This is a genomic window from Nocardia grenadensis, assembly GCF_050942415.1.
Lineage (GTDB): Bacteria > Actinomycetota > Actinomycetes > Mycobacteriales > Mycobacteriaceae > Nocardia > Nocardia grenadensis.
Genome location: NZ_CP192054.1, coordinates 2,128,492 through 2,153,351, shown reverse-complemented (window position 1 = coordinate 2,153,351; position 24,860 = coordinate 2,128,492). Strand labels below are relative to the sequence as shown.

The window sequence follows — 24,860 nt, the reverse complement described above, 5'->3', positions numbered from 1 at the left end:
GGTGGCCGCCCGACTCTCGGTCGAATCGGTCGGATCCGACGGGGCCTACCGGATGATCGGGACGAGCGAAGGCGATCCCGGTATCACCGCGGGTCCCGCGGGCGGCCCCGGGCTGCCCTGGGGCGCGACAGTGCGCAAATTCTACGGCGGCACCAAACGCGATCTCATCGACAGTATCGCGCCGGCCCGCGAAGGCCTGATCGCCGCGCGCCCCCAGCGGTTCCCGCTGGAAGGAGGGCGCGCCTACGAACTGCTCGAACAGGGCAGGATCCGCGGTCGCGCGGTTCCGGTGCCCTGAGCGGGCTCACTTCGAGTCGGTCGCCCACATATTGCTGAGCAGCGTATGGCTGGGGGTATCGGCCAGCGATTGCGAGGATTCGTAGATCCGGACGTAGGAGGTGGCGTGAATACGCCAGACCCCGTCGGCGCCGCGTCGGTAGCGGTCGGTGTAATATCCGGCGCCGCGAATCAGTACCCCGAAATCCGTGGCCAGTACCGTGTCCTCGAACAGCCAGCTACCGGTCGCGGTGTCACCGTCCACGGTGATCTCCGGATGATTGGCCACATGGGTGGTGACGATGCCGGGGCCCATGTTCTCGCGCATGAAACCGACCACCGCGTCGCGCCCGTCGAGGGTGAGTTCCTTACCCATGGCGTGGGTGCCGTAGCGGGCTTCGATCTCCGGATCCAGCGTGGCGGCGAAATCGTCCCACTGTTTCAGATCCAGAGTGCGGAAGTACCGGTACTTGAGGCCACGGAGAAGTTCGAGTGCCTGCAGATCCATGGAGCCACCATGGCACGGCGACCCGAACGCGGCAAGAACATGTTCTATTTTCTCGTCGCGCCGCCCCCGTTTGCGCGGCCCGGATCGTGGTAATGCGCCGATACCGGACGACAGCTCGCGGCACCCGGCCCGTCGCGTCGGCGTTGCCGCGCTATCCAGCAGCGACGGAGACAGCGATGAACAGTGCCGATCTACTGACCGAAGCTTTCGATCGAATCCGCGGGGCGGTCCACGAAGCGGTGGACGGACTCGACGAGCAGGCCCTGACCCACCGTCTCGATCCGGCGGCCAATTCCATCGCGTGGCTGGTCTGGCACCTCACTCGGGTACAGGACGAGCATCTGGCGGAACTACAGGGCGCCGAATCACTGTGGACGGGCCGCGGCTGGTTCGAGCGCTTCGACCTACCGATCGACCGGGACGCAACCGGTTACGGTGACACCCCCGCCGAGGTAGCCCTGATCAGCGCTCCGCCCGAACTGCTCACCGGATACCACGACGCCGTACACGCGCGGACGGCCTGGTTCGTGGCCGCGCTGGACGACCGGGACCTGGACGCGGTCGTGGACACGAACTGGGATCCGCCGGTCACCATGGGTGTACGCCTGGTCAGCGTGATCGCCGACGACCTCCAGCACGCGGGCCAGGCCGCCTTCGTCCGCGGCATCCTTTCCCGCGCTCCCGCCGACCGGACGGATCCGGCGGCGACCGGCTGATCCCGGCTCCGGCCGCCGGGCCGGCGGTGCCGGTCAGTCGCGCAGCGCCTGTTCGCGGAGCCAGCCGAGAGTGCGCGAGAGTATCCGCGAGATATGCATCTGCGAGACCCCCAACTCCTCCGCGATCTGCGACTGGGTGCAGGACTCGAAGAACCGCATACGCAGCACCTGGCGTTCCCGCTCGGACAACTCGTCGAGCAGGGGTTCGATGGCCAGGTAATCCTCCAGCCAGCCGTAGGACGGCTCGTCGGCGCCCAGCGATTCCACCAACGGTAATGCCGAACTGTCGCTGTCCTCCCCGGTGGCGGGCGCGTCCAGCGAGGACGCCTGGTAGGCATTACCGGCGATGAGGGCCTGGGTCACCTCCACCACATCGATCTCGAGTTCGGCGGCGATCTCCTTGGCCCGCGGCACCCGCCCCAGCCGCTGCGAGAGGATCTCGATGGTGGGGCCCAGGTTGAGCTGTAGTTCCTTCACCCGGCGCGGCACCCGGACCGACCAGGTGTTGTCGCGAAAATGCCGGCGAACCTCACCCATGATGGTCGGGACGGCGAAGGACAGGAACGACGAACCACGCGAGACATCGAAGCGGTCCACCGCGTTCACCAGACCCAGCCGAGCCACCTGGAGCAGATCGTCGTAGTTCTCGCCGCGTCCGGAGAACTTCCTGGCGATATGCTCGGCCAGCGGAAGACACCGCCGCATGATCTCCGCGCGCAGATCGGCGCGGGCGGGGTCACCCTCCGCGAGGGCGGCCGCTTTGCCGAACAACGGCTCGATATTGTCGTAAGTGTCGTGGCCGCGATGGCGGCGTGAAGGCCCGGGATCCGCCCGTGCTCCTTCACGCGCCATCGGCGCCTCCTCGGAACCAGCTGAACTCGACATCGGTCGGGTAACCACCACTCGCCACGTCGTAGGGATGCTGTTCCACACTGACCGAGCGGGTCAGCGTCCGCACGATATGCCAGCCGAATCCCTCCTGATCGCGGAGCGAGTCGACCTCCGAGATCGAGGTTACGCGCACTGTCATGCGATGCTCGTCGTAATCGAAATCGCAGGTCAGACTCGAATCGGGAACAGCCGCCGCAATCAACGACGTAGCCACCTCGTCGAGGGCGAGCCGGATATCGGTCACCTCGTCCAGACCGAAATCGGCAATCAGCGATACGGTCTCGGCCAGCGCGCGCAGCATCACCAGCTGCTCGTGCCGGGCCGGAATCCGTACGCCCACCGTCGTATCCGCCGATGTCGTATACACGGAATCGGAGACACTCTCCCCCATGCGCATCACCACCTCGTTCCTACCGCCCGCACCTCGGCGGGCGGGGGGCGCCCGCCGGGCCCCGTCGGTGCCCGTGACCGTCGGTGACGCCGCGGTTCATCTTTATCTCGGATGTCGGCCTGATTGTCACATGCGCACATACCCCGGCCGGAATCGCCGAAACCCCGCCCAGTTCACGTGTGGTCGATCCGTTCGTGGACGGTCAGCAGCAGATGATCGAATTCGGTGCGCAGTGCGGGCGCGGCGTGATCGACCGTGGGCAGTTCGGCGACCAACTGCGCGGCCAGCGCCCGGAGTTTGGTGTTGGTCTCCTGGGAACGCCAGATCAGCACCCGGAACGCCTGGTCGGCACTGATCCCGTACACGACCATCAACGCGCCCTTGGCCTGCTCGATCACCGCTCGTGCCGCGTAGAGACCCGGCAGTGTGTCGTGCAGAGCCTCCTCCCGCTCTTCGGCCAGCGTCTCGGTGAGGTCGATGTAATAGCCCGTGGAACCGATGACGGTGCCCTGCTCATCGGTCATCACATCGGCCACCACGATCACCTGCTTGTCTCGGCCGGCGCGGTCGACTATGCGATGCCTGCTGCAGAACGGTGTCTCTTCGGCCACCGATTTCGCCAGGGCGTTCGCCACCTGGGCGCGATCATCGGGGTGCATGTGGCCGAGCAGCAGCTCGGTGCTGGGCGTCAGCGGCGCGGCCGGGTAACCGTGCATCTCGGCGACGGCTTCCGACCATTCCCAGCGTTGGTCGGCGAACCAGAAGCGGAAGGCGCCCGCACACTGCGAGACGCTTCCGATCGAGTCCAGTAGTTCCTCGGCGACAACGCCGTCTTCTAGCGACACGCCTCGAGTATCGACCGCTCCCGCGCGGAAAGCGACACCGGCCCCGGCTGCGCGCGCAGCCGGGGCGGTGTCTCCTGGACGAACGCGGGTCAGCTCGCGAGCGCGCTGCTCAGGCTCGGAAAATACCGGAACTGAGGCCGGACACCCGCGACCTCGAGCGCCCGCTCCACTTCCTTTCGGCCGCTGACCACCCGAAGTTCCACCCCGGCCCGCCACGCGGCGGCCTTGGCTTCGGTGAGGAGGACGGCGGCGCGAATGCTCATGAACGTGGTGGCACGCAGGTCGAGCACCACGGCGTGGCACAGGCCGGCGCGGCACCGCTCGAGCAGATCGCGCAGTTCGTCGTGCATCACGGCATCCAACTCGCCTTCGACACGGGCGATCACACATTCAGGGTGTTCGGTACTACGTCGCGACCACATACGGCCGGTGGTCACCGGTCGTGGGTCGCGTTTCCGTTGCTGATCGACCTGGTACCGGGCGGTGGTAACCGACATATCAATCCCATCCCTTGCTGGTGGGGATTTCCGGTTGGCGTACGCGCTACGGGCGGATATCGGAACGGGAGCCGGTCCCGCTCATCGAACCCGAGCACCGAAGGGATACGCGGTACCGGGATCGGCTGCATGTTTTCAACCTGCCGACCATTCTGGCACGGTCGGCCGACGGTGTACACCGCCGCCGACCCCGGAATATCCTGTCGTACACACCACCGTGCGGCTGGATAGAGATGTTTATCCCCCGTGCCATCGGCTATTGCGCACAGGCACAGGGCCGGGTCGGACCGGTCGACCGAACAGGGGCGGAGGTTCCGGAATGGCTTCTCTGACCGCGGTGGCGCTGGTGTGCTCGCTGAAGAGCTCACCGGCCGGATCCAGTAGCGATCTGCTGGCCCGGCAGGTGCTCGACGAACTCGCGGAACACGATGTGACGGGCGAGGTGATCCGGGTCGTCGATCACGATATCCGCCCGGGCGTCAGCGCCGACGAGGGCGACGGCGACGAATGGCCGGCGGTCCGGGCCCGCATCACCGGCGCGGATATCCTGCTCATCGCGACCCCGACCTGGGTCGGCCATATGTCGTCGGTGGCGCAGCGCGTACTGGAAAGACTCGACGCCGAACTGTCGGAAACCGACGACGCCGGACGACCCGCCATGTTCGGCAAGGTCGCCCTGACTGCGGTGGTCGGAAACGAGGACGGCGCCCACAAGATCACCGCCGACCTGTTCCAGGGCCTGAACGATATCGGCTACACCCTGCCCGCCCAGGGCGGGACCTACTGGAACGGCGAAGCCATGAGCGGCGTCGACTATCTGGATCTGGACGAGGTCCCCAGCGCAGTCGCCTCCACCAACGCGACCGCCGCCCGGAATGCGGCGCACCTCGCCCGCGCCCTGCGCGGAGCGCCCTATCCGGCCGGGTGACGCGCGGCGCGTCCCGCTGCCCTCCCCGGGTTCCGAAGTTCGATGCCTCCGAAAGGCGGACCATGGTCGAAACACTCACCCCGCGCGAGACCGCCGCCACCGCGCCGCCGCTCCCCGTGGCCCGCGGCCCGCTGTCGGAGGCCGTGCTGACACTGGTGCGGGACGCGCCCGGCCGGCCGGTACCCGAGGTCCCCGACGACCTCGACCCCTACGGTGACGATTTCCAGCTGACCCTGCACACCTGCTACGAGCTGCACTATCAGGGTTTCCGTGGCGTGGACGCCGACTGGGAGTGGGATACGGGGCTGCTGCGGATACGCACGGAGCTCGAGCGGCGGTTCCTCGCCACCCTGCGCGCCGAGGTACCCGGAGGTACCGATGTCACCGCGGAACTGGAGCGATTGCTCACCGTGCCGGTAGCCGGCGGTGTCCCGGGCCGGCTGCGCGACGACGGTTCCTGGTGGCAGATACGCGAGTATTTCGTCCAGCGCTCGATATACCACCACAAGGAGGCCGATCCGGTGGCCTGGGTGATTCCCCGCCTGCGCGGCCGGGCGAAGGCCGGGTTGGTGGCGATCGAGTTCGACGAGTTCGGCGGCGGGCACGGGGACCGCATCCACGCCCGGCTCTACGCCGACCTGCTGCGCGGCGCGGGCCTGTCCGACGGCTATCTGCACTATGTGGACGTCGTCCCCGCCTCCATGCTCGCCCTGGTCGACATGATGTCGCTGTTCGGCCTGCGCCGTTCACTGCGAGGGGCGGTCGTGGGCCACTTCGCGGCGGTGGAGATCACCTCCTCACCGGCTTCGAAACTGATGGTCGAGGCGCTACAGCGGTTCTCCGCACACCCGGACTGCGTCCGGTTCTACAGCGAGCACGTGACCGCCGACGCCGTCCACGAACAGGTGGTGCGCCGGGAGGTACTCGACGACCTGCTCTCCCGTGAACCCGGACTGGCCGAATCGGTGGTTTTCGGCATCCAGGCGACCAACCTCCTCGAGGACCGGTGCGCGGACCAGATGCTCGACCGCTGGCGCGTGGGCGAGAGCTCGCTGCGGACGACGGAACGGTGAGTCCGGTGTTGGTCCGTGTGCCCGGCGTCTATCGTCCTCAGCCGGATACCCGGCTACTCGCCCGGGCGATGACCGACGCTGCCCTACCGCGCGACGCGCAAGTACTGGACGCGTGCACCGGAACCGGTGCGCTGGCGATCCACGCCGCACGGTCGGGGGCGGCGACGGTCACCGCGGTGGACCTGTCGCGGGCCGCGCTGGCCTCGGCCTGGTTTAACAGCCGGCTCTACGGAGTGCGGCTGGAGTTACTGTGCGGAGACGTCACCCGGGTGGTCGAGGGCCGCACATTCGACGTGGTGGTCGCCAACCCGCCGTATGTACCCAGCGAAACCCGCCCGCCGGAGGACGGCCCCGCGCGCGCCTGGGACGCCGGCTGGCACGGCCGCCATCTGCTGGACCCCTTGTGCGAGATGATGCCGCGGGTGCTCGCCATCGGCGGTACCGCCCTGATCGTGCACTCCGCTGTCTCGGGTATCGCCGCGACCCTCACCCGTTTGCGTGCGGGCGGGCTGAAGGCGAACGTGGTGGCCCGCACCGTCATCCCGTTCGGGCCGGTGATGCGCGGCCGGCAGGAGTGGCTGCGCGAACGCGGGCTGATCCAGCCCGAACAAGAGCACGAGGAACTGGTGGTGATCCGTGCCGACCGAACCCGCTGATACACCGGCCGGTCCCGACGAGTTGCTCGCCGCGATCCGCCCCGCCGACCCCGCCGCGGCGAACGACGGGGCGATGGTGGACGCCGCTCCCCATCCCCGGCCCCACCCGGCCCCCACCCCACCGGACGCGGCGGACCCGGTACGCCGAATCACGTTCACCGCGGAGGGTCCGGCGCTGGTGGAGGGCCCGCTGGAGGTGGTTACCCCGGACGGTGACCGCATCCTCGCCGACCGTTTCCTGGTCGCGCTGTGTACCTGCAAACGTTCCGGTAGCTACCCGCTGTGCGATACCAGCCATCGCCGCCGGGCCAGGCGCTCCGGAAATGATCGAGAAGGGAGGTAGAAGGTATGTCGTCCATGGACCCCGACCCCGCCGAAACCCCCGATCTGGAACCGGGCGGCGGAGTACCGCCGGGTTCCACACCGCCCGATACCCCGCAGACATCCGGGTTGTCCGCGGCGGAGCCGGCCACGCGGCATCACTTCCCCCCGACCGGAGTCCTGGCGGTGGTGCTGACGATCGCCCTGGTAGCGGCGTTCGCGGTGGTGGCGGTGGCCCTGGTGATCACGGTCGTGAGCTGATTGGCGGCGCCTTTTCCGGGTAGCCGCCCGGTATGGCTCCGACCCATCAGCAATTGCTGCATGCGCTGACGCGAGCCGCGAATGCGCTGACGCACCACGACGTCCCCTTCGCCGTGGCGGGCGGTTGCGCGGTCTATGCCCGGGGCGGACCACCCTCGGATCACGACGTCGACCTCTTCGTCAAACCCGCCGACTGCGGCCGGGCGCGCAGCGAACTGGCCCGGGCGGGACTGCGAATCGCCGACGCGGCCGAGGATTGGCTCACCAAGGCCTATGACGGCGACACCCTCATCGATGTCATCCACCGGCCCAACAACCGCGAAGTCGACGATGCCCTGCTGGCCCGGGCGGAGCTCATGCGGGTCGGTCCGACGATGGCGCCGGTGGTACACGGCACCGACCTGCTGGTCGACAAACTGCTGGTCTTCGACGCGCACCGGCTGGACCTGAGCCCGCTCCTCCGTATCTCCCGCGATCTTCGCGAACAGGTGGACTGGCCGTCGGTGCGCGTCCAGACCGAACATTCGCCCTACGCGCGGGCGTTCCTCGGGTTGATCGACGATCTCGGCATCGCCGATACCCGGGCCGATGATCGAACCTCAGGAAAGGCCGGATAGATGTCGGAAACCCAGAACCGTCCGCCGGGCCGGCCACCGGAGTACCTGGCCGCCGAACTACACCGGGCTTTGACCGAGGACCCGCGCTGCGCCGAACAGGGCGTGCGGGTGCGGATCCGGGGCGACGTGGTGGTACTCGACGGGGAAGTGGGTACCGCGGAGCGACGACGCCGGCTCGAGGAGTTGGTACACGAGATCGCCCCGGACGCACAGATCCACAACGACGTACACGTGACCGCGACGCCCGGCCCGGGCGAATGCGAGAACCTCGGTGACTGACACCGGGCGGAAGGAGTGCACCGATGCGGATCGCCGCTGTGGGGGATGTCCATCTGGGGACCGATTCGCGGGGCATGCTGCGTCCCGCGCTACGCGATCTACCGGAACACGCCGATGTACTGCTGCTGGCCGGTGATCTGACCAATCACGGGACCCTGTCCGAAGCCGAGGTGGTGGCCACGGAATTCGCCGATGTCGGCGTCCCGGTTATCGCGGTCCTGGGCAATCACGACCATCACAGCGATCTCTCCGACGAGATCACCGAGATGCTGGCCGTGGCCGGGATCACGGTCCTCGAGGGTGAGGCCACCACGCTCACGATCGGTGACCGCACCCTGGGTGTCGCGGGGACGAAGGGCTTCGGCGGCGGTTTCGCCGGAAAATGCGCCAGCGTGTTCGGCGAACACCTGATGCGCGAGTTCGCCGGGCATACCGTGGAGTTGGCCACCCGGCTCGATACCGCGCTGGCCGCGCTGGACACCGATATCACGGTGGTCCTCACCCACTACTCCCCCGTCAGTGACACCCTGCACGGGGAACCGCGGGAGATCTACCCGTTCCTGGGTTCCTATCTTCTCGGTGAGCCCATCGACACCCACCGGGCGGATCTGGCGCTGCACGGGCACGCGCACGCCGGATGCGAACGCGGCACCACACCCGGCGGTATCCGCGTCCGCAATGTCGCCCAGCCGGTCATCCACTCGGCCTTCGCGGTGTACGAACTGCATCCACGACAGACGCATGTGCGCGAGCACAGCGAGAGCGCGTTGACCGGCTGACCGTGGCCGCCTACTGGGCGAACGCGGCCTCGATACCGTCGAACCAGGCGGCCTCCTCCAGCAGCCGGATGCTGCGCCAGCCGTCGGGAGTCCGGATCAGGTCGTGGTTGTACCAGCCGCCACAGGTGAACTGTTTACCCGGGGACACGATCATCGGGTTGAAGAACATCGCCCGCACCTTCGCGGTATCGCCGTCGAGGTCCGCCGCGATATTGGAGATGAAATGCTGGGTGCGGGCGAACAGGTTCAGCTGTTCGGCCAGCCGGGCCACCACGGTGTCGACATCGCCGACCGGACCGCCGGCCGTGCTGTAGTCGATCTGCGCGTCGGCGGTGAATACCGTCCGGTACAGCGCCCAGTCCTTGCTGTCGACGGCGGTGGCGTAGCGGGTGAGCAGATCGGTGATCTCGAGCCGATCGGCGAGGGTCGCTGGATCCATCCCTCCATACAACCGCACCGCCGCGGTGTCCGGGCGGGTTCGGTCTCAGCGGGCACGAAAGATCCGGCGCCACCAGGGCACGCCGGGTGCGGGGCCGGGGCGGGCGATAGCCGGGCGCCGGGCAGCGGCCACCCGGGTGGCCCGCTCCCGCCAGTCCCGGACGACCGCGTCCGCGTCGACCGGCGCGACCGGCACCTGCGGACCGGTGGGCATCCGCAACCAGTCGACGATGCGCCGGTTGAGCTCGGCGACCGTCTCCCGTACCTCATCTTCGGACTCGGCGTCGCGGACCGCCTCCGGTAACCGCTCCACATCACGGCGCAGCAGCAGCGAAGGCGGCAGCATGGCGTCGCCGCTCACTCCTTCGCGACGCAGATAGTCACGTAACCACGCGTTCTCGTCGTGGTAGGGGTTCCCGGCGCCCGGTAGCGGTTCACCGGCGCCGGCGAGGTTCTCGAAGTCGCCGCGTTCGGTGGCTTCCCGGATCTTGCGATCGACCCAGGACTCGAAGTCGACACCCACGGGTTTGCGCTCGGTCATCGTGCCTCCTCACCGTCTCCCACCACGGTATCGCTGTCCCCTGACCGCGGCACCGCTGGTGACCCGTGCGAGGCGCGGGTCACCAGCAGGCTCAGGCCCCGTTGGTGGAGGTGCTGCGGGCACGGCCGGAACGGGCCCGGCGGCGCTCCGCCTGGAGGTCGGCGAGCTCCTGTTCGAGAATATCGGCGACCCGGAACTGGCCGGTGTCGTAGCCGTCCGAGGAGCGCACGACGTCGAGGAACTCGTCGGTCTCCTTGTCTCCGGACAACTTGCCCTTGCCCTCCCCGGAGCCGTTCCGGGCGCTGTCGGCGGAGCCCTTACCCAACCCCGAGAGCTTCTTGGGCTTGGTCACCGGAAGTTTGTCGGTGGTATCGGCGGTTTTCGTGGTGGCCGAATCCCCTTCGAACAGGGGCGAATTGGCCGCCATCTCATCGAGCAGCGAGCTGGTCCGCCCGATCAACCCGGAAGTGACCTCCGCCAGATCCCCCGACCGGCGTTTTCCCGTATCACCGCCCTTGCTGTCCGACCGGAAGGCCGGACCGCTCGATGCGGACCCCGATGTCTTCATACCGGCCGGTTCCAGCGCGGCCGGTTTGGCCTCGGATTCGACGGCCGGAATTTCGGTGGCCGGCTTCGCGTGATCGAGCCGCAGGCTCACCCGAGGCAGATTGTTGCGGATCTGATCCGCCGGGTCGGGCAACACGCGGACTTGTTCGGTGGCCCGCAGAATCGCCATACCGTAGCGGCTGCTCGCCGCGTCGTGGATGAGCAGCGCGACACCGATCATCACCGGGGCGACCGCGTGCACGGCGGCGTCGTACCATTCGCCGAGTCTCAGATAGGGGTAGGTGTTCAGTCCGACGGTCAGGGTGAGCAGCGCGATCTCGGCGGCGGCCACCTGTTTACGGTTGTTGATCACCCCCCACTCCGCGACCTTGTTGGTGCCGATCATGATGATGATCAGGCAGACACTGATCATCGCTTCCAGCAGATAGCTGAACCAGAACAGCGGATCGGACGCACCGGTGGGAGCGATGTTCTGCTGCACATTGACGGCCGACCAGAGCATCCCCGCACCGACCACACCGGCCAGCGCACGCAACGACCAGGACCGATGCCGGTACAGCGATGCGAGTTTGGCGTGCGGACTGGACTCCCGGCGCTGAGCGGCGATGGCTTTACGGGCGAGCAAGAGGTCGCGCATATCCGCCTTCTCGATCTGCTCGGTGGTCTGTCTGGCCCGATCGTTGGCCGAGGCGACCGCTTGGATCTCCTTCCAGCGCTGCCCCCGCTCCTGTTCGCGGATGCGCTCGGCGAGATCACGTTCGGCGCGCAACTCCGATTCCGACAGTGCCTCGGTGAGGGCGGGGTCGAACTGGTAGGCCAGCCGACCTCGAGCATGTTCGACGCGCTGAGCCAGTTGCGTGACATCGTCCTCGAGTGGCGGTTCGACAGTCATTACGGCTCCCGCCTCGGGTGATTCGATGGCAGACAAGTAGTCACGCCCGGGTACGGTACCGGCCTTTGCTCCGCGATGCATCGTCACGGTCGAATCAGCCGAATTCCGTAGGCGTTCACAGGCTGTTCACGAGTTCCCCGGGCGGCCCGGCGTTTCCGCGTCCGCGGCGCGCGCCACGCTCCGGCGACGGCGGCCGGCGCGGCCGCTCACAGCGCATTCAATGTGGTCAGGACCGCTTTCACCACGGGACGTGCCTCGGGGACCGGAGCGAGCGGATACACATGGAACAGACCGGGTTCGGCGACGAGACGCACCCGCGCGCCGCCACGTTCGGCGAACGCGCGCGCGTCGGGGTACAGAATGTCGTGCGTGCCCACGAAGAGATCCGTTTCCGGTAGCCCGTCCACCGGACCGTTGATCGGGCTCAGTTCCGGCAGCCCGAGGTCGTCCCCGCCGGCCCAGACGCGTCCCGCCTCGAGCAGGCCGGGCCGCGCCAGCCACGGGTCGTCCGCCTGCACCCGGTCGATCTCCGGCGCGGACAGGCGCATATCGAGACACGGCGCGAACAGGATCAGCCGCGCCGGGCCGGGCAGCCCGGCATCCGGCAGTGCCTGGGCGAGCAGCAACGCCAGGGTGCCACCGGCGGAATCCCCGGCGAGCAGCACCCGCCCGGGATCCACCGCACCGATCACCTCCCGGTACACCGCGAGCAGATACGGCCGAGCCGATCGGTAGGTGTACCGCGGCGCCAGCGGATAGATCGGCACCTCGACCCGATGCCCGGCTGTGACGAACCGATCGATGAACCGCCAGTGCCACCAGCTGATCTCCCGGAAGAAGCTACCGCCGTGCAGATAGACGACGACTTTCCCGGACTCCGGCGCCGTCCGGGGAGTCACGCGATAGCAGGGAAATCCGTCGACGAGGCGCTCTTCGACCCGGTGCCGCCGCCGCAACCGCCGCGGCGGAGTGTGGGTGCCGGCGGGTTCGGCCATGGCGGCCCGCGCCTTCGCGGCGGTCGCCATAGCGCGTTTGCGGGTGACCCGCAGAAACATCGACAGCGCCCGGGCGCGGCGACTGACCATGATGTCTACTCCCTCCGTATCCGCCCCGGTGGACGGAACCGGACCGGCCCCGGCTCTCCGGAGCATATTCCGGCGCGGGCCCGCTATTCTCACCCGCGTATGCGACGACAGGTCATATCGGTACCGGGCGCACTACGTCTGCCCGTCGTGCCGGATATCGCAGCAGCGCTGAAATCGCCGGCCCGGGGCGGGTCCGCGCTCGGCCGTACGGTACGGTTGCCCCCATCGTGGAAACGAAATGCACTGCGCCGGAACGGACTTCGCCCCAGTCTGGCGAAACGACCGCACCACCTGGTCGGTGGTCGCCGCAGTACTGAGCGCCGGGACGCGATACGACAGCTGCGGCTGCGGCCGGGAGCCGAAGTTCCGTCCGGGCACCCGCGCCGAGCTCCGCCGTGAAGAGGCGCGCGGCACGTGCTACCACCGGCCGGCATCCGGTCCCGCCGCGACCCGTGGCACGCATCCCCCCGCTGCCGGCGGGCCTCACGGGCCGGAAACGCCGGTGCTCACCCGCTTCCGCGGCGGATGAGCACCGGGGTTCACTTCTTGGCGCGCTTCTCCCGGACCCGGACCGAGATCCGCACCGGCGAACCGGCAAAACCGAACTCCTCGCGCAGCCGCCGCTCCAGGAACCGGCGATAGCCCGCCTCCAGGAACCCGGTGGTGAACAGGACGAAGGTCGGCGGCCTGGTAGTCGCCTGGGTGGCGAACAATACGCGGGGCAGCCGACCGCCGCGCATGGGCGGCGGTGTCGCGGCGACCACCTCTTTCAACCAGGTGTTCAGACGGCCGGTCGAAATCCGTTTGTCCCAGGATTCCAGCGCGGTCTCCATGGCCGGGACGAGCTTCTGCACCGCCCGGCCCGTCTGCGCGGAGATATTGACCCGCTGCGCCCACGGCACCCGCACCAGATCGCGATCGACCTCGCGCTCGAGTTGCAGGCGGCGGTCCTCGTCCACCAGATCCCATTTGTTGAACGCCAGCACCAGAGCTCGCCCGGAGTCCGCGACCAGGCTGATCACCCGCAGGTCCTGTTCGGTGATGGGCTGCGCGGCGTCGATCAGCATGATCGCCACCTCGGAGGCCTCCAGCGCCGATTTGGTGCGCAACGAGGCGTAGTACTCGGTACCGCTGGCGTTGGCGACCTTCCGCCGCAACCCGGCGGTATCGACGAAACGCCAGACCTTGCCGCCCAGTTCCACCAGTGAATCCACCGGGTCGACGGTGGTGCCGGCGATATCGTGCACCACCGACCGCTCGTCACCGCTCAGTTTGTTCAGCAGGCTCGACTTACCGACATTCGGTTTCCCGACCAGCGCCACCCGGCGTGGCCCGCCGCCGGGCCCGCCGAGTTCCCGCGGGGTCTCCGGCAGCACATCGAGCACATCGTCGAGCAGATCACCGGTGCCGCGGCCGTGCGCGGCGGAAACCATGCGCGGCTCCCCGAGCCCCAGCGACCACAGGGCGGCCGCGTCGGCCTCCAGGCGCTGGTCGTCGACCTTGTTGGCGACCAGGATGACCGGTGTCTTCGCCCGCCGCAGCACCTTGACCGCGGCCTCGTCGGTGGCGGTCGCGCCGACCACCGCGTCGACCACCAGCACAATGGCATCGGCGGTGCGCATGGCGAGTTCCGCCTGCCGAGCCACCGACTGCTGCAAGCCCTTGGCATCGGGTTCCCAGCCACCGGTGTCCTGCACCCAGAAGCGGCGGCCCGCCCAGTTGGCCTCGTAGGACACCCTGTCCCGGGTCACCCCGGGCACATCCTCGACCACGGCTTCGCGGCGGCCCAGAATGCGGTTGACCAGCGTCGATTTACCGACGTTCGGGCGGCCGACCACGGCCAGGGTGGGCATCGGCACATGATCGGCGGCTTCGCCGTCACCGGCGATATCGGTGAGCTCCCACTCCGATTCGTCGCTCCAGACGCCGTCGCCGGCGAGTACGTCACTCACGGTGTCCCCGCTCATCCGGCAACTCCCCGGCTGCGCGCCGCGGCACGATCCCGCGGCCGGTCCAACTGCCGGCCGACCTCGCGGTACAGCTCCTCGATGGTCTCGTCCATGGTCAGTTCGCTGGTGTCGACCTGCACCGCGTCCTCGGCCCGCCGCAGCGGCGACACCGCACGCGTCGAATCGAGGCGGTCACGGCGCTCTACATCGGCGAGGACCCCGGCGTAGTCGTCCCCGCGGCCCTCGGCGATGTTCTGCTGATTACGCCTATGGGCGCGCGCCTGCGCGGACGCGGTCAGATAGATCTTGGCGTCGGCGTCGGGCAGGACGGTTGTACCGATATCCCGGCCCTCGACCACGATACGGCCCGCGCTCACCGCGATCTCGCGCTGCAGCGCCACCAGCTGCTCCCGCACCTCCGGCACCGCCGAGACCGCCGACACGGCCGCGGTGACCTCGGCTCCGCGGATCTCGCTACGCACATCGTCACCGTCGAGTTCGATCAGTTCCCGGTCGGGATCGGTACCGATCCGCAACGGCATATCGGTGACCGTCGCGGCCACCGCGGCGGAATCCGCCGGGTCGACGCCCGCCCGCAGCACCTGCAGCGTGGCAACCCGGTACATGGCGCCGGTATCGAGGTAGCGGGCCGAAAGCCGTACCGCCAGCCGCCGCGACACACTGGACTTACCGGTCCCCGAAGGACCGTCCATCGCGACGACCAGGGACCGGTCGCGGGCCGGATCCACAACGACCCCCACCGGAGCTTCCACACCGTTCACAAAGACACCGCCTCGTAGAGTTTGCCGATTTCATCGCGCCCCAGCACGCGCAGCGTGCCCGGACGTTGGTCGTTCAGGACGACCGGGCCGATATGGGTGCGGACGAGCCTGGTCACCGGATGCCCGACCGCGTCCAGCAGCCGCCGCACGATATGTTTGCGCCCCTCGTGCAACACCACCTTCACCAGCGAACGTCCCTCGTCGACCTCGAGCACCTGGAAGCGGTCCACCTTGGCCGGTCCGTCGTCGAGCTCCACGCCCTCGCGCAGGATCTTGCCGATCGAACGGTGCACTTCGCCCTGCACGGTCGCCAGGTAGGTCTTGGACACCTCGAAGGAGGGGTGCATCAGCCGGTGCGCCAGATCGCCGTCATTGGTGAGCAGCAGCAACCCTTCGGTATCGGCGTCCAACCGGCCGACATGGAACAGCCGTTGCCCGGCCGCGACCCGCTCGGCGACGATATCGCCGACACAGGGCCGGCCCAGATCGTCGGACATGGTGGACTGCCAGCCCTTGGGCTTGTTCAGGGCCAGGTGCACGAGTTCCTCGCGCACCACCACCCGGGTCCCGTCCACCCGCACCACGGCGTTCTCCGGGTCGATGCGCAGGCCCTGTTCGCGCACGATGATGCCGTCGACCTCGACGCGCCCCTGCTCGATCATCTCCTCGGCGGCCCGGCGGGAGGCCACCCCGGCCTTGGCCAGCACCTTCTGCAGGCGTTCGCCTTCTCCCCACGGCAACTTCACGTGACCGGATTCACCCGGTTCCACATGCTGATGCCGGGCCGGTTTCGCATTGTTCAGCTGCGGGGCGCTGCTCCCGGAACGAGCGCTCTGTGCCCGACGGGCCGTACCGCCGGCCGGGCGGCCACCGGTCCGCGATCCGGCGGCGCCACTGCGGCCCGCCGCGGTCGAGCCGCCCCGGCCCGTCCCCGCGGAACCACCGCGGCCCGCGGATCCGGCCCGGGACGATCCCGCGGGGCCGCCGCGACCGGTCCCGGCCGCACCCGCGCGGCCCGGTGTCGCGAAACCACCGCGACCGCCACCGGTGCGGGCACCGCGTCCGCCGGCCGGCGATTCCGCACCCGCGGCACGCCCGGAGCGCGGCAGCTGGTCGCTGCGGGCTCCGCGTTCGGTACTGCGCGGTCCTCCGGTGCGGGCGGTGCGAGGCGTATCACCGCCACCGCGGCGAGCATCCCCCGTCCGGGGGGCGCCGCGGCCGCGACCGGCCTGGTCGCCACTTTTCTTACGATCCGGTATGCCGTCTCGGCGAGCGGGTGTCTTCACGTTTTCCTGTCAATCCTCGGCGCCGAGGTTCAGATCTTCCTCGGCGGGTTTTCGCAGCCTGGTGTAGCGGGGGTCCGTCTCCAGACTGTCGTTGATCTCATCGATCAGGTCCACCCCCGGCAGCAGGGGCGCCAATGGCGGCAGATCGCTCAGCGACGCCAAACCGATCCGTTCCAGGAACAGTTCGGTGGTGCCGTACAGCGTGCCGTTGGTTTCCGGGTCGGTGCCCGCCTCGGTGATCAACCCCCTGGCCAGCAGGGTGCGCATCACACCGTCGACGTTGACACCGCGCACCGCGCTGACCCGGGCCCGGGTCACCGGCTGACGGTATGCCACCACCGCCAGCGTCTCCAGAGCCGCCCTGGTCAACTTCGACCGGGCGCCGTCGAGCAACATACGCTCCACATACGGTGCGTACTCGCTGCGAGTATAGAAGCGCCACCCATCCCCGGCGAAACGCAGATCGATTCCGCTACGCCGGGCGGCCAGTTCCGCCGACATCTCCCGCAGGGCGCGTTCCACCCGCTGCGGGGCCTCCGCCAGCGCGGCGGCCAGCTGCTCCACCGGCGCGGGAGTGTCCACCACGAGCAGCAGCGCCTCGAGTGCCGCCCGGAATTCGTCGTCATCCAGCGGCTCGGGCGCGATATCGGTCACAGCCTCGGTCATGCTCCGTCCTCCACGTACGCGCGAGAGCCCGAGATGGTCACGTCACGCTCCCGCCTTCCGGTCCCGGCCCATCCGTGCTCTGTTCGCCGCGGATGTGTGCGGGATCCCGCCCGGCCGTGCCACACGCCCGCCTTCGGGCCCGGCTCGCTCATCCGTAGTCCTCTTCTATGGTCACCGGCGCGGCACCGCCGTCCACGTCGTCACCTATCCAGCGCACCGCCAATGGCCCCAGCGGATCGGGCTGGTCGAACTCGATCGTCTTACCCCGATACAGCTCGAGCAAAGCCAGGAACCGCGCCACGATCTGGATCGGCGCCGCGCAATCGGCCACCAACTCGGCGAACGTGGTCCATACCCCCACGCCGCGTGCGCGCAGCCGCTCCAGCACGAGCGTCGCCTGCTCCGCCACTGATATCGCGTGCGCGTGCAGATGGTCGAGGCCCACGGTCGGCACCGGCCGCGGCCGGAACGCCGCCGCCGCGATCTCGGCGAACCCGGCTGCCTCCACCCCGAGGGTGACCTCCGGCAGCAGGCTCGCGAACCGCTCCTCCAAGCCGACACTGCGCGGATACCGGCGCAACGCGGCCGCCTCCAGTTCCCCGAGCAGCTCGGCGACCTGCTTGAACGCCCGGTATTGCAGCAGCCGGGCGAACAGCAGATCCCGGGCCTCGAGCAACTCCAGATCGTCGGGGTCGGTCACCTCGCCAGACGGCAGCAGCCGAGCCGCCTTCAGATCGAGCAGGGTCGCCGCGACCACCAGGAACTCGGTGGTCTGATCCAGGATCTTGTCCGTGCGCAGCGAACTGCCCGGCTGGTTCAATCCGGCGGTCAACGCTTTGGTGTAGGCGATGAATTCGTCGGTGACCTTGTGCAGCGCCACCTCGGTCACATCGAGACGGCGTTGCGAGATCAACTGGAGCAGCAGGTCGAACGGGCCCTCGAAATTGCTCAACCGCAGATGGAAACCCGACTTCTCCGCTGCCGGCCCCGCCGGATCCGCGGGCGCGGCGGATTCGCTGATCGTCGACGATGCCGGCCGGGACGGCCCGCTCACCGACCGGACCGGTGGATGACTTCCCGTGCCATCGCCCGATACGCTTCGGCGCCACTGGATTTCGGCGCCCAGGTGGTGATCGGTTCACCGGCGACGCTGGCATCCGGGAACCGGACCGTCCGCGCGATCGCGGTGTCGTAGACCAGTTCCCCGAATACCTCCACCACCCGCGCCATCACCTGGCGGGAATGCAGCAACCGGGCATCGAACATGGTCACCACGATGCCGTACAGACTCAGCCGCGGGTTCAGCCGGTCCCGGACCTTCTCCACGGTGTCGTTGAGCAGGGCCAGCCCGCGCAACGAGAAGTACTCGCATTCCATCGGGATGATCACCCCGTCGGAGCAGGCGAGCGCATTCACGGTGAGCAGGCCCAGCGACGGCTGGCAGTCGATGAGGATGTAGTCGTAGCGGTCGCGGATCGGTTCCAGCGCACGGCCCAGCGACTGCTCGCGGCCGACCTCGTTCACCAACTGGATCTCGGCCGCCGACAGGTCGATATTGCTGGGCAGCAGATCCAGATTCTCGACCTTGGTCTGCATGAGCACGTCATCGGCGCTCACCGGCGCCCCGATGAGCAGATTGTGCACGGTCAGGTCCAGATCGTGGTGTGCCACACCCAGCCCCGCCGACAGCGCGCCCTGCGGATCGAGATCCACCAGCAGTACCCGGCGGCCGTATTCGGCCAGCGCCGCACCGAGATTGATGGTCGAAGTGGTCTTACCCACCCCGCCTTTCTGATTGCACATCGCCACGATGAGCGCATTGCCCTCGTGCGACGGCTCGGGCGGATCCGGGACCGCACGCCGGGGCCGGCCCGTCGGCCCGAGCGCGGCGTCGGCAGGAACGGGTTCGGGGCCCGCGCCCCACACAGACGCGGCGCGATCGTCGCTCTCGGCGCCCTTGGGCGAGTCCGCCGATCCGGCTGTCGTCACGATCCGCTGCTCCTTATATGTTCCTACCCGTCCGTCACCTCGTAGAGCGTAACGAGGCCGATCAAGGCACGGTCTCGCTTTCGCCACGGTCCGGCTAGTCCTAGACGCTACCGGTTGACCCCGCTCGAGCGCCGCGTGTATCCGCGGCGTGTTGGTGTTCACGGCGTGGCCTGCGGCGTCACGCCGAGCACACACCCGCTCACCGCGCCCGCGGGTGGGCCGTCGCCCAGACCTCGCGCAGCGTCCCCACCGTGACCAATGTGTAGATCTGGGTGGTGGTCACCGACGCGTGGCCCAGTAGTTCCTGGACGACCCGCACATCGGCGCCACCGTCGAGCAGATGGGTGGCGAACGAATGCCGCAGGGTGTGTGGGGACACCGTGGCGGTGATCCCGGCGTGCTCGGCGGCGCGTTGGAGCACCTGCCAGGCGCTCTGCCGGGACAACCGTCCGCCGCGCACGTTCAGGAACACCGCGGCCGCCGCGCCGGGTATATACCGGCGGGCGCGGGCCGCGAGGGCGGGCCGGCCCCGCACCAGGTAGGCGTCCACCGCGGCCAGCGCGGGGCGGCCGATCGGCACGATCCGCTGTTTACCGCCCTTACCGCGCAGGGCGACCGCCCGGTCGTCGAGGTCGAGGTCGTCGATATCGAGTCCGACGGTCTCCGAGATCCGCGCGCCGGTGGAGTACAGCAGTTCCAGCAGCGCCCGGTCACGCAGCCCCCGCGCCGCGGCTTCCCCCCCGGTCCCGGCGCCGGCATCCGCCGCGTCCAGCAGCCGCAACACCTGATCCACCGGGAGCGCTTTGGGCAGCCGCTGGCCCACCATCGGTGGTTTGACGGCATGCGCGACATCGGCGCCGGTCAGCCCTTCGGCGGCCGCGAACCGGTGCAGCCCCCGCACCGCGATCAGGGCCCGTGCCACCGAGCCCGGCGCCAGCGGGGGATGCGGCGCGTCGCCGGCCCGCAGAGCCACCGCGAACTCAGTGATATCGCGCTCCACGACGGAGGCCAGGTCGGTGCGGCCGCGTGCACTCAGAAACTCCCGGTAGCGGGACAGATCCCGGCGGTACGCGGAGAGGGTGCTGCGCGCGGCACCCCGCTCCACGGCCAGATGGTCCAGGAAGATATCGACCTCCCGCACCGGCGGCCCCCGGTCAGTCCGCGTCCCGCTGCGCGGCCTGGCGGCGCAGCAGTGCGTCCGGCTGCCCCGGCCACGGCGCGTCGGCCGGCCGCAGCGGCAGGCCGGCGGCCTCGGCCGCGCTCAACGCCAGCAGACCGGCGACGGCGGTGGCGTTCACGATCGTCCCGGCCAGCGCCGCGCGGACCGCCTCGGCGACCGGCATACGCACCAGCTCGAGGTCGGCCTCCTCGTGTTCGGGGTCCGGTCGTTCGGTCTCACCGAGCCCGCGCGCCAGATACACCCGCAATGCCTCGTCGGTGAAACCCGGCGACAGCGCGACATCCACCAGCACCGACCAGTCCCGGGCGGCCAGCCCGGTCTCCTCGGCGAGTTCGCGGCGCGCGGCCTCCAGCGGATCCTCGCCCTGGATATCGATCAGGCCCGCCGGGAGTTCGAGCAGCCGTTCCCCGAGGGGGTGGCGGTACTGGCGGATCAGCACCACCCGGCCGTCGTCGTCGACCGCGACCACGGCCACCGCACCGTGATGTTCGACGACCTCGCGTTCCACGACCCGCCCGTCCGGCATCTCCACCCGGTCCACCCGCAGCGCCAGAATCGCACCCGAGTACACGACCCGGCTGTCGACCGTCGCGAAGGCGTGGCTGCCGGGCGCCGGGTTCGCCGGGGTCACGACACCCGCTCGGAGGTACCGGCCAGTTCTTCTTCGCCGGGGATATCGACCGGCAGCCGTTCGGCCAGTTTGTACCGCAACGCGGCGGCGATCAGCTCGGAGAACAGCGGATGCGGCCGGGTCGGCCGGCTCTTCAACTCCGGATGGGCCTGGGTGCCGACGAAGAAGGGATGGATATCGGCAGGCAGTTCGACGAACTCCACCAGATGCCCGTCCGGAGACGTACCGCTGAACCGCAGCCCGCCGGCGGCGATCTTGTCGCGGTAGGCGTTGTTCACCTCGTAGCGGTGCCGGTGCCGTTCGGAGACCTCGGTGGCCTGGTAGGCCCGGGCCACCACCGAACCCTTCTCCAGGACCGCCGGGTAGGCACCCAGCCGCATGGTGCCACCCAGATCGGCCTCCCCGGCCACGGCCTGTTCCTGGTCGGCCATGGTGGAGATCACCGGGTGCTCGGTCTCCGGTTCGAACTCGGCGGAGTTGGCGTCGGTCAGGCCCACCGACCGTGCGGCCTCGATGACCATGCACTGCAGGCCCAGGCACAGCCCGAGCAGCGGCAGCCCCCGGGTACGGGCGTAATGGATGGCGCCGACCTTGCCCTCGATCCCCCGGATCCCGAATCCGCCGGGAATGAGGACCGCGTCCACATCGCGCAGGGCGGCCTGCGCGCCGGCCGGGGTCGCGCAGTCGTCGGACTGTACCCAGCGCAGGCTCACCTTTGCCCGGTGCGCGAAACCACCGGCCCGCAGCGCCTCGGTGACCGACAGGTAGGCGTCGGGCAGGTCCACGTACTTGCCGACCAGCGCGACCTCCACCGTCTCCCGCGGCGCGTGGACGCGGTCGAGAAGATCACCCCAGATCGTCCAGTCCACATCCCGGAACGGCAGCCCGAGTTTGCGCACGACGTAGGCATCGAGGGCCTCCCGGTGCAGCACCTTGGGGATGTCGTAGATCGACGGCGCGTCAGGGGTGGAGATACAGGCGTCGGCGTCCACGTCGCACATCAGCGCGATCTTGTTCTTCAGGCCGGCCGGTACCTCGCGGTCACAGCGCAGGATGAGCGCGTCGGGCTGGATACCGATACTGCGCAGCGCGGCCACCGAGTGCTGGGTGGGTTTGGTCTTGAGCTCGCCCGAGGGGGCCAGGTACGGAACCAGCGAGACGTGCAGGAAGAAGACATTGTCGCGGCCGATATCGTGGCGGATCTGCCGGGCCGCTTCGAGGAACGGCTGCGATTCGATGTCTCCTACCGTGCCGCCGATCTCGGTGATCACCACATCCGGTTCCTGCCCCTGCAGGTCCGGCCCGCGCATGGCCAGGATGCGCGCCTTGATCTCGTCGGTGATGTGCGGGATGACCTGCACGGTATCGCCGAGATATTCGCCGCGCCGCTCCTTGGCGATCACCGACGAGTACACCTGACCGGTGGTCACGTTGGCGTCCCGGGAAAGTTCCCGGTCGAGGAAACGTTCGTAGTGCCCCACATCGAGGTCGGTCTCGGCCCCGTCCTCGGTCACGAACACCTCGCCGTGCTGGAACGGATTCATGGTGCCGGGATCGACGTTCAGATAGGGGTCGAGTTTCTGCATGGTGACCCGTAGCCCCCGCGCGGTCAGCAACTGACCGAGACTGGAGGCGGTGAGACCCTTGCCGAGTGAGGAGGCGACGCCACCGCTGACGAAAATATGCTTGGTGGCTGCCCGCGCCTGAATCCGTGTATGACCCACGGGTCTTCACGGTAACACGAAACCCGGGCGACGATCGAGCGCCACCCCCGGTTAACCACCCGATCGCCGCATCGGCGGCGGAATCGGGATGGTGGGCCGAGCGAAAATCGACCACCCCCGCCCCGGGGACACCACCGGCCACTTCTCTCACAGTTCGGCGCACAGTCGTCGCGGCACCGCCCGCCCCACACGATGCTGTGTGATTGCGTGGACCGCCTCATATCCGGGCGTCGGCCGCGGTGCTCAGCTCGCCCCGGGCCGGCTCAGCGTCTCCCGAACCCACAGATCGGCGCGGTGCAGCAGATCCTGCACCGGCGCGAGCACCTCACTCCCGTGGCCGGCGGCCAGCACCGCCACGATCAGCACGACGAGCGCGGCCAGCACCATCAGCGCCATGAGCGCCCCGGACACCCGGCTCCGGTACAGCGTGGCCACCGCGGTCGCGTCCATGAGCGCGCCCCCGACCTTCAGGCGCGTGAGAAATGTCGCGGGGTTGCTGTCCTGGCGGCACCGGTCGAAGAATTCCTCCAGGGACGCGGGCGCGCCCGCCGTGACGATGAGCGCGGCGCCGCGGTGGTGCGCGAGCAGCAACGCCAGATCCGCGGGCGTCCCGGAGCACGGGAAGGTGATCGCGCCGATCCCCAGCTCCTTGACCCGGTCCAGGCCCTCCGCATAACCGTCCAGTTCCGCCGGCACGATCAACTCGGCGCTACCGGTGAGGATTTTCGCGGGGAGCTGCTCGGGGTTCGCGACGATCAGATCCAGCCGGTAGCCCGCGCGCCGGACGGTCTCGGCGCCCTGTCCCACCCCGATCATGACCGGGGTGTACTCCTTGATGAAGGGTTTGAGCTTCTTCAGGTCCTCGGCATGCCCGGGCCCGTCCCCGACCACCACCACCTGGCAACCGTTCAGGTCCAGGTCCGGTTCGGGCACCCCGATACCATCCATGAGCAGCGATGATTCGGTCCGGATGAAATCGAGAGTGCCGCCGGCGAAGGCTTCGAGATGACCGGCGAGACCGTTGCGCGCTTCCGATAGCCGGTCGGCCACCGCGGTTTCGTCGAGTTCGAGGCATTCGACCAGCACCTCGGGTTCCCGGCGGGTGAGGCGGTCGGCGTAGACGACCCCGTTCTCGATCCGCACCTTCGCGCCGTCCTTGATCCGACCGAAGGCGTCGGAGGTGACCGTGTCCAGCAGCAGCACGCCGCCGGCCACCAGGAGTTCGGGCCCCGGATTGGGATAGCGCCCGGAGATCGACAGCGAGTTGTTCACCACCGCCGCCACCCCGGCCGCGAGCAACCGATCCGCGGTGACCTGGTCCAGGTCCATTTCGTCGAGGACCGCGATATCACCGGGTTCCACCCGTTCGAGTAGCCGCCGGGTATCGCGGTCGACCCGGGCGGTGCCGGTTCGGCCGGGCAACGTCTCCGGATTCTTCGACAGCAGCGCCAGCATCCTCATGCAGTGATAATCGCCGCAAACCCTCAACCATTGGTGGAGACACGCCGCGAGTCGATACTCAACGGCTATCGACCGGTTATCGGGAGCTCCGCGCGGCGTAGCGACGGGCGAAATCCACTGCCGTGCGCCGTAAGCTGCCCGGAACAGCTATACGAAGAGGAGTCTCCATGGCCAGCACCACCGTCGATACCGTGATCGCCGCCCCGCGCGCGACCGTGTACCGGCTGTTCGCCGACCGCGAGAGCATTGATCCGTTCCTCGCGGTGAACGTCACGCTCGTCACACCGGGCACCACCGAACGAGAGGGCGTCGGCGCCCGGCACAAGATCGGTATCGGCCCGGTCGGGGTGGTCGAGGAGATCACCGCGCTGATACCGAACGAGCGGATGGAGTACAAGATCGTCAAAGGCGCCCCGGTGAAAAGTCATACCGGCGTCATCACCTTCGCCGACGCCGACAACGGCACCCGGGTCACCTACACGATGACCTCCGACCCCTCGCTCCCCGTGCCGGCCAAAGTGCTCGAGATCGGCCTCAAAGGCCTGATCAACCAGTTCATCTCCGCCGCGCGCAAAGCTGTCGACTGACCTGCCGGCACGAGGCCGGAGCCGGGTGGCCGCGCCGGGTGAGA

At 68.8% G+C, this 24,860-nt stretch carries 30 protein-coding genes; 11 read left to right on the top strand and 19 right to left on the bottom strand.

What is annotated here, in order from left to right; all coding sequences use genetic code 11:
• The first annotated feature begins 1 nt into the window (after window position 1).
• Window positions 2-298 (top strand): hypothetical protein, encoded by a 297-nt coding sequence (locus ACQPYS_RS09735; RefSeq protein ID WP_433492341.1) that lies wholly within the window; start codon window positions 2-4, stop codon window positions 296-298.
• Between the two features lie 6 nt (window positions 299-304).
• Here the strand turns inward: ACQPYS_RS09735 and ACQPYS_RS09730 are convergent, their stop codons facing one another.
• The gene (locus ACQPYS_RS09730) at window positions 305-784 is read right to left on the bottom strand and encodes a nuclear transport factor 2 family protein (RefSeq protein WP_063035915.1); all 480 of its coding nucleotides are present in this window, start codon (window positions 782-784) and stop codon (window positions 305-307) included.
• A gap of 176 nt (window positions 785-960) precedes the next feature.
• On the opposite strand from ACQPYS_RS09730, the gene ACQPYS_RS09725 reads away from it, so the two are divergent.
• Window positions 961-1,500, top strand: coding sequence for a mycothiol transferase (locus ACQPYS_RS09725; RefSeq protein WP_433492340.1), 540 nt, complete (start codon window positions 961-963; stop codon window positions 1,498-1,500).
• Window positions 1,501-1,533: 33 nt separating this feature from the next.
• On the opposite strand, the gene ACQPYS_RS09720 is transcribed toward ACQPYS_RS09725, so the two are convergent.
• From ACQPYS_RS09720 to ACQPYS_RS09705, 4 genes are all read right to left on the bottom strand, one after another.
• On the bottom strand, window positions 1,534-2,352 hold the full coding sequence (locus tag ACQPYS_RS09720; RefSeq protein WP_063035913.1) for a SigB/SigF/SigG family RNA polymerase sigma factor: 819 nt from the start codon (window positions 2,350-2,352) through the stop codon (window positions 1,534-1,536).
• Window positions 2,342-2,782, bottom strand: a complete 441-nt coding sequence (locus ACQPYS_RS09715; RefSeq protein WP_063035912.1) for an ATP-binding protein — start codon at window positions 2,780-2,782, stop codon at window positions 2,342-2,344. The genes ACQPYS_RS09720 and ACQPYS_RS09715 overlap by 11 nt, the downstream gene beginning before the upstream one ends.
• A 173-nt stretch (window positions 2,783-2,955) precedes the next feature.
• A complete protein-coding gene (locus ACQPYS_RS09710; RefSeq protein ID WP_063035911.1) occupies window positions 2,956-3,627 on the bottom strand; it encodes a PAS and ANTAR domain-containing protein in 672 nt (223 codons plus the stop codon).
• Between the two features lie 89 nt (window positions 3,628-3,716).
• The gene (locus ACQPYS_RS09705; protein WP_433493008.1) at window positions 3,717-4,049 is read right to left on the bottom strand and encodes an STAS domain-containing protein; all 333 of its coding nucleotides are present in this window, start codon (window positions 4,047-4,049) and stop codon (window positions 3,717-3,719) included.
• Between the two features lie 394 nt (window positions 4,050-4,443).
• Between ACQPYS_RS09705 and ACQPYS_RS09700 the strand changes: the two genes are divergently transcribed.
• The 8 genes from ACQPYS_RS09700 (at window position 4,444) to ACQPYS_RS09665 (ending at window position 9,038) form a co-directional block, all read left to right on the top strand.
• Window positions 4,444-5,052 carry a flavodoxin family protein gene (locus tag ACQPYS_RS09700; RefSeq protein WP_433492339.1) on the top strand — a complete coding sequence of 203 codons (609 nt, stop codon included), beginning with the start codon at window positions 4,444-4,446 and terminating at the stop codon, window positions 5,050-5,052.
• Window positions 5,053-5,114: 62 nt separating this feature from the next.
• Entirely contained in the window at window positions 5,115-6,125 is a 1,011-nt protein-coding gene (locus ACQPYS_RS09695; protein ID WP_433492338.1) for an iron-containing redox enzyme family protein, read from the top strand.
• On the top strand, window positions 6,122-6,781 hold the full coding sequence (locus ACQPYS_RS09690) for a HemK2/MTQ2 family protein methyltransferase (RefSeq protein WP_433492337.1): 660 nt from the start codon (window positions 6,122-6,124) through the stop codon (window positions 6,779-6,781). The genes ACQPYS_RS09695 and ACQPYS_RS09690 overlap by 4 nt, the downstream gene beginning before the upstream one ends.
• Entirely contained in the window at window positions 6,762-7,124 is a 363-nt protein-coding gene (locus ACQPYS_RS09685; protein ID WP_433492336.1) for a CDGSH iron-sulfur domain-containing protein, read from the top strand. Before ACQPYS_RS09690 ends, ACQPYS_RS09685 begins: the two co-directional genes overlap by 20 nt.
• Before the next feature lie 5 nt (window positions 7,125-7,129).
• A complete protein-coding gene (locus tag ACQPYS_RS09680; RefSeq protein ID WP_433492335.1) occupies window positions 7,130-7,363 on the top strand; it encodes a DUF6480 family protein in 234 nt (77 codons plus the stop codon).
• Between the two features lie 32 nt (window positions 7,364-7,395).
• Window positions 7,396-7,980 (top strand): nucleotidyltransferase family protein, encoded by a 585-nt coding sequence (locus ACQPYS_RS09675; protein WP_063035908.1) that lies wholly within the window; start codon window positions 7,396-7,398, stop codon window positions 7,978-7,980.
• On the top strand, window positions 7,981-8,259 hold the full coding sequence (locus ACQPYS_RS09670) for a BON domain-containing protein (protein WP_433492334.1): 279 nt from the start codon (window positions 7,981-7,983) through the stop codon (window positions 8,257-8,259).
• Between the two features lie 23 nt (window positions 8,260-8,282).
• The gene (locus ACQPYS_RS09665) at window positions 8,283-9,038 is read left to right on the top strand and encodes a metallophosphoesterase family protein (protein WP_433492333.1); all 756 of its coding nucleotides are present in this window, start codon (window positions 8,283-8,285) and stop codon (window positions 9,036-9,038) included.
• Between the two features lie 10 nt (window positions 9,039-9,048).
• Here ACQPYS_RS09665 and ACQPYS_RS09660 read toward each other — a convergent pair whose 3' ends face one another.
• The 14 genes from ACQPYS_RS09660 to steA all read right to left on the bottom strand — a co-directional run bounded on the left by ACQPYS_RS09660 (window position 9,049) and on the right by steA (window position 24,229).
• A complete protein-coding gene (locus ACQPYS_RS09660; RefSeq protein WP_433492332.1) occupies window positions 9,049-9,477 on the bottom strand; it encodes a nuclear transport factor 2 family protein in 429 nt (142 codons plus the stop codon).
• A 45-nt stretch (window positions 9,478-9,522) separates the two neighbouring features.
• Window positions 9,523-10,017, bottom strand: a complete 495-nt coding sequence (locus ACQPYS_RS09655) for a DUF1992 domain-containing protein (RefSeq protein WP_433492331.1) — start codon at window positions 10,015-10,017, stop codon at window positions 9,523-9,525.
• 91 nt (window positions 10,018-10,108) lie between these two features.
• Complete coding sequence (locus ACQPYS_RS09650) at window positions 10,109-11,476, bottom strand: hypothetical protein (RefSeq protein WP_431941288.1); 1,368 nt, start codon at window positions 11,474-11,476, stop codon at window positions 10,109-10,111.
• Window positions 11,477-11,682: 206 nt separating this feature from the next.
• The gene (locus ACQPYS_RS09645; protein WP_433492330.1) at window positions 11,683-12,561 is read right to left on the bottom strand and encodes an alpha/beta hydrolase fold domain-containing protein; all 879 of its coding nucleotides are present in this window, start codon (window positions 12,559-12,561) and stop codon (window positions 11,683-11,685) included.
• Window positions 12,562-13,100: 539 nt separating this feature from the next.
• The gene (gene der / locus ACQPYS_RS09640) at window positions 13,101-14,528 is read right to left on the bottom strand and encodes a ribosome biogenesis GTPase Der (RefSeq protein WP_063035901.1); all 1,428 of its coding nucleotides are present in this window, start codon (window positions 14,526-14,528) and stop codon (window positions 13,101-13,103) included.
• Window positions 14,525-15,223 carry a (d)CMP kinase gene (cmk, locus tag ACQPYS_RS09635; protein WP_063036299.1) on the bottom strand — a complete coding sequence of 233 codons (699 nt, stop codon included), beginning with the start codon at window positions 15,221-15,223 and terminating at the stop codon, window positions 14,525-14,527. The genes der and cmk overlap by 4 nt, the downstream gene beginning before the upstream one ends.
• Before the next feature lie 65 nt (window positions 15,224-15,288).
• On the bottom strand, window positions 15,289-16,578 hold the full coding sequence (locus tag ACQPYS_RS09630; RefSeq protein WP_084480611.1) for a pseudouridine synthase: 1,290 nt from the start codon (window positions 16,576-16,578) through the stop codon (window positions 15,289-15,291).
• 9 nt (window positions 16,579-16,587) lie between these two features.
• Window positions 16,588-17,244 (bottom strand): SMC-Scp complex subunit ScpB, encoded by a 657-nt coding sequence (gene scpB, locus ACQPYS_RS09625; RefSeq protein WP_433492329.1) that lies wholly within the window; start codon window positions 17,242-17,244, stop codon window positions 16,588-16,590.
• A gap of 148 nt (window positions 17,245-17,392) precedes the next feature.
• Window positions 17,393-18,265, bottom strand: a complete 873-nt coding sequence (locus ACQPYS_RS09620; RefSeq protein ID WP_063036298.1) for a segregation and condensation protein A — start codon at window positions 18,263-18,265, stop codon at window positions 17,393-17,395.
• Between the two features lie 29 nt (window positions 18,266-18,294).
• Window positions 18,295-19,170, bottom strand: a complete 876-nt coding sequence (locus ACQPYS_RS09615; protein ID WP_245664547.1) for a ParA family protein — start codon at window positions 19,168-19,170, stop codon at window positions 18,295-18,297.
• Window positions 19,171-19,432: 262 nt separating this feature from the next.
• Entirely contained in the window at window positions 19,433-20,374 is a 942-nt protein-coding gene (xerD, locus tag ACQPYS_RS09610; RefSeq protein ID WP_063035898.1) for a site-specific tyrosine recombinase XerD, read from the bottom strand.
• A gap of 13 nt (window positions 20,375-20,387) precedes the next feature.
• On the bottom strand, window positions 20,388-21,044 hold the full coding sequence (locus ACQPYS_RS09605) for an NUDIX domain-containing protein (protein WP_063035897.1): 657 nt from the start codon (window positions 21,042-21,044) through the stop codon (window positions 20,388-20,390).
• On the bottom strand, window positions 21,041-22,768 hold the full coding sequence (locus ACQPYS_RS09600) for a CTP synthase (RefSeq protein WP_063035896.1): 1,728 nt from the start codon (window positions 22,766-22,768) through the stop codon (window positions 21,041-21,043). The genes ACQPYS_RS09605 and ACQPYS_RS09600 overlap by 4 nt, the downstream gene beginning before the upstream one ends.
• A 243-nt stretch (window positions 22,769-23,011) precedes the next feature.
• Window positions 23,012-24,229: a putative cytokinetic ring protein SteA gene (gene steA / locus ACQPYS_RS09595; RefSeq protein WP_433492328.1), complete on the bottom strand. Its 1,218-nt coding sequence runs from the start codon at window positions 24,227-24,229 to the stop codon at window positions 23,012-23,014.
• A gap of 167 nt (window positions 24,230-24,396) precedes the next feature.
• Between steA and ACQPYS_RS09590 the strand changes: the two genes are divergently transcribed.
• On the top strand, window positions 24,397-24,816 hold the full coding sequence (locus ACQPYS_RS09590; protein ID WP_063035894.1) for an SRPBCC family protein: 420 nt from the start codon (window positions 24,397-24,399) through the stop codon (window positions 24,814-24,816).
• Window positions 24,817-24,860: the final 44 nt, after the last annotated feature.

Coding starts and splice junctions, on each gene's coding strand:
- ACQPYS_RS09730 (WP_063035915.1), bottom strand. CDS start 784: ATGGATCTGCAGGCACTCGAACTTCTCCGTGGCCTCAAGTACCGGTAC.
- ACQPYS_RS09725 (WP_433492340.1), top strand. CDS start 961: ATGAACAGTGCCGATCTACTGACCGAAGCTTTCGATCGAATCCGCGGG.
- ACQPYS_RS09720 (WP_063035913.1), bottom strand. CDS start 2,352: ATGGCGCGTGAAGGAGCACGGGCGGATCCCGGGCCTTCACGCCGCCAT.
- ACQPYS_RS09715 (WP_063035912.1), bottom strand. CDS start 2,782: ATGGGGGAGAGTGTCTCCGATTCCGTGTATACGACATCGGCGGATACG.
- ACQPYS_RS09705 (WP_433493008.1), bottom strand. CDS start 4,049: ATGTGGTCGCGACGTAGTACCGAACACCCTGAATGTGTGATCGCCCGT.
- ACQPYS_RS09700 (WP_433492339.1), top strand. CDS start 4,444: ATGGCTTCTCTGACCGCGGTGGCGCTGGTGTGCTCGCTGAAGAGCTCA.
- ACQPYS_RS09695 (WP_433492338.1), top strand. CDS start 5,115: ATGGTCGAAACACTCACCCCGCGCGAGACCGCCGCCACCGCGCCGCCG.
- ACQPYS_RS09680 (WP_433492335.1), top strand. CDS start 7,130: ATGTCGTCCATGGACCCCGACCCCGCCGAAACCCCCGATCTGGAACCG.
- ACQPYS_RS09675 (WP_063035908.1), top strand. CDS start 7,396: ATGGCTCCGACCCATCAGCAATTGCTGCATGCGCTGACGCGAGCCGCG.
- ACQPYS_RS09670 (WP_433492334.1), top strand. CDS start 7,981: ATGTCGGAAACCCAGAACCGTCCGCCGGGCCGGCCACCGGAGTACCTG.
- ACQPYS_RS09665 (WP_433492333.1), top strand. CDS start 8,283: ATGCGGATCGCCGCTGTGGGGGATGTCCATCTGGGGACCGATTCGCGG.
- ACQPYS_RS09660 (WP_433492332.1), bottom strand. CDS start 9,477: ATGGATCCAGCGACCCTCGCCGATCGGCTCGAGATCACCGATCTGCTC.
- ACQPYS_RS09655 (WP_433492331.1), bottom strand. CDS start 10,017: ATGACCGAGCGCAAACCCGTGGGTGTCGACTTCGAGTCCTGGGTCGAT.
- ACQPYS_RS09650 (WP_431941288.1), bottom strand. CDS start 11,476: ATGACTGTCGAACCGCCACTCGAGGACGATGTCACGCAACTGGCTCAG.
- ACQPYS_RS09645 (WP_433492330.1), bottom strand. CDS start 12,561: ATGGTCAGTCGCCGCGCCCGGGCGCTGTCGATGTTTCTGCGGGTCACC.
- der (WP_063035901.1), bottom strand. CDS start 14,528: ATGAGCGGGGACACCGTGAGTGACGTACTCGCCGGCGACGGCGTCTGG.
- cmk (WP_063036299.1), bottom strand. CDS start 15,223: ATGGACGGTCCTTCGGGGACCGGTAAGTCCAGTGTGTCGCGGCGGCTG.
- scpB (WP_433492329.1), bottom strand. CDS start 17,244: ATGACCGAGGCTGTGACCGATATCGCGCCCGAGCCGCTGGATGACGAC.
- steA (WP_433492328.1), bottom strand. CDS start 24,229: ATGAGGATGCTGGCGCTGCTGTCGAAGAATCCGGAGACGTTGCCCGGC.
- ACQPYS_RS09590 (WP_063035894.1), top strand. CDS start 24,397: ATGGCCAGCACCACCGTCGATACCGTGATCGCCGCCCCGCGCGCGACC.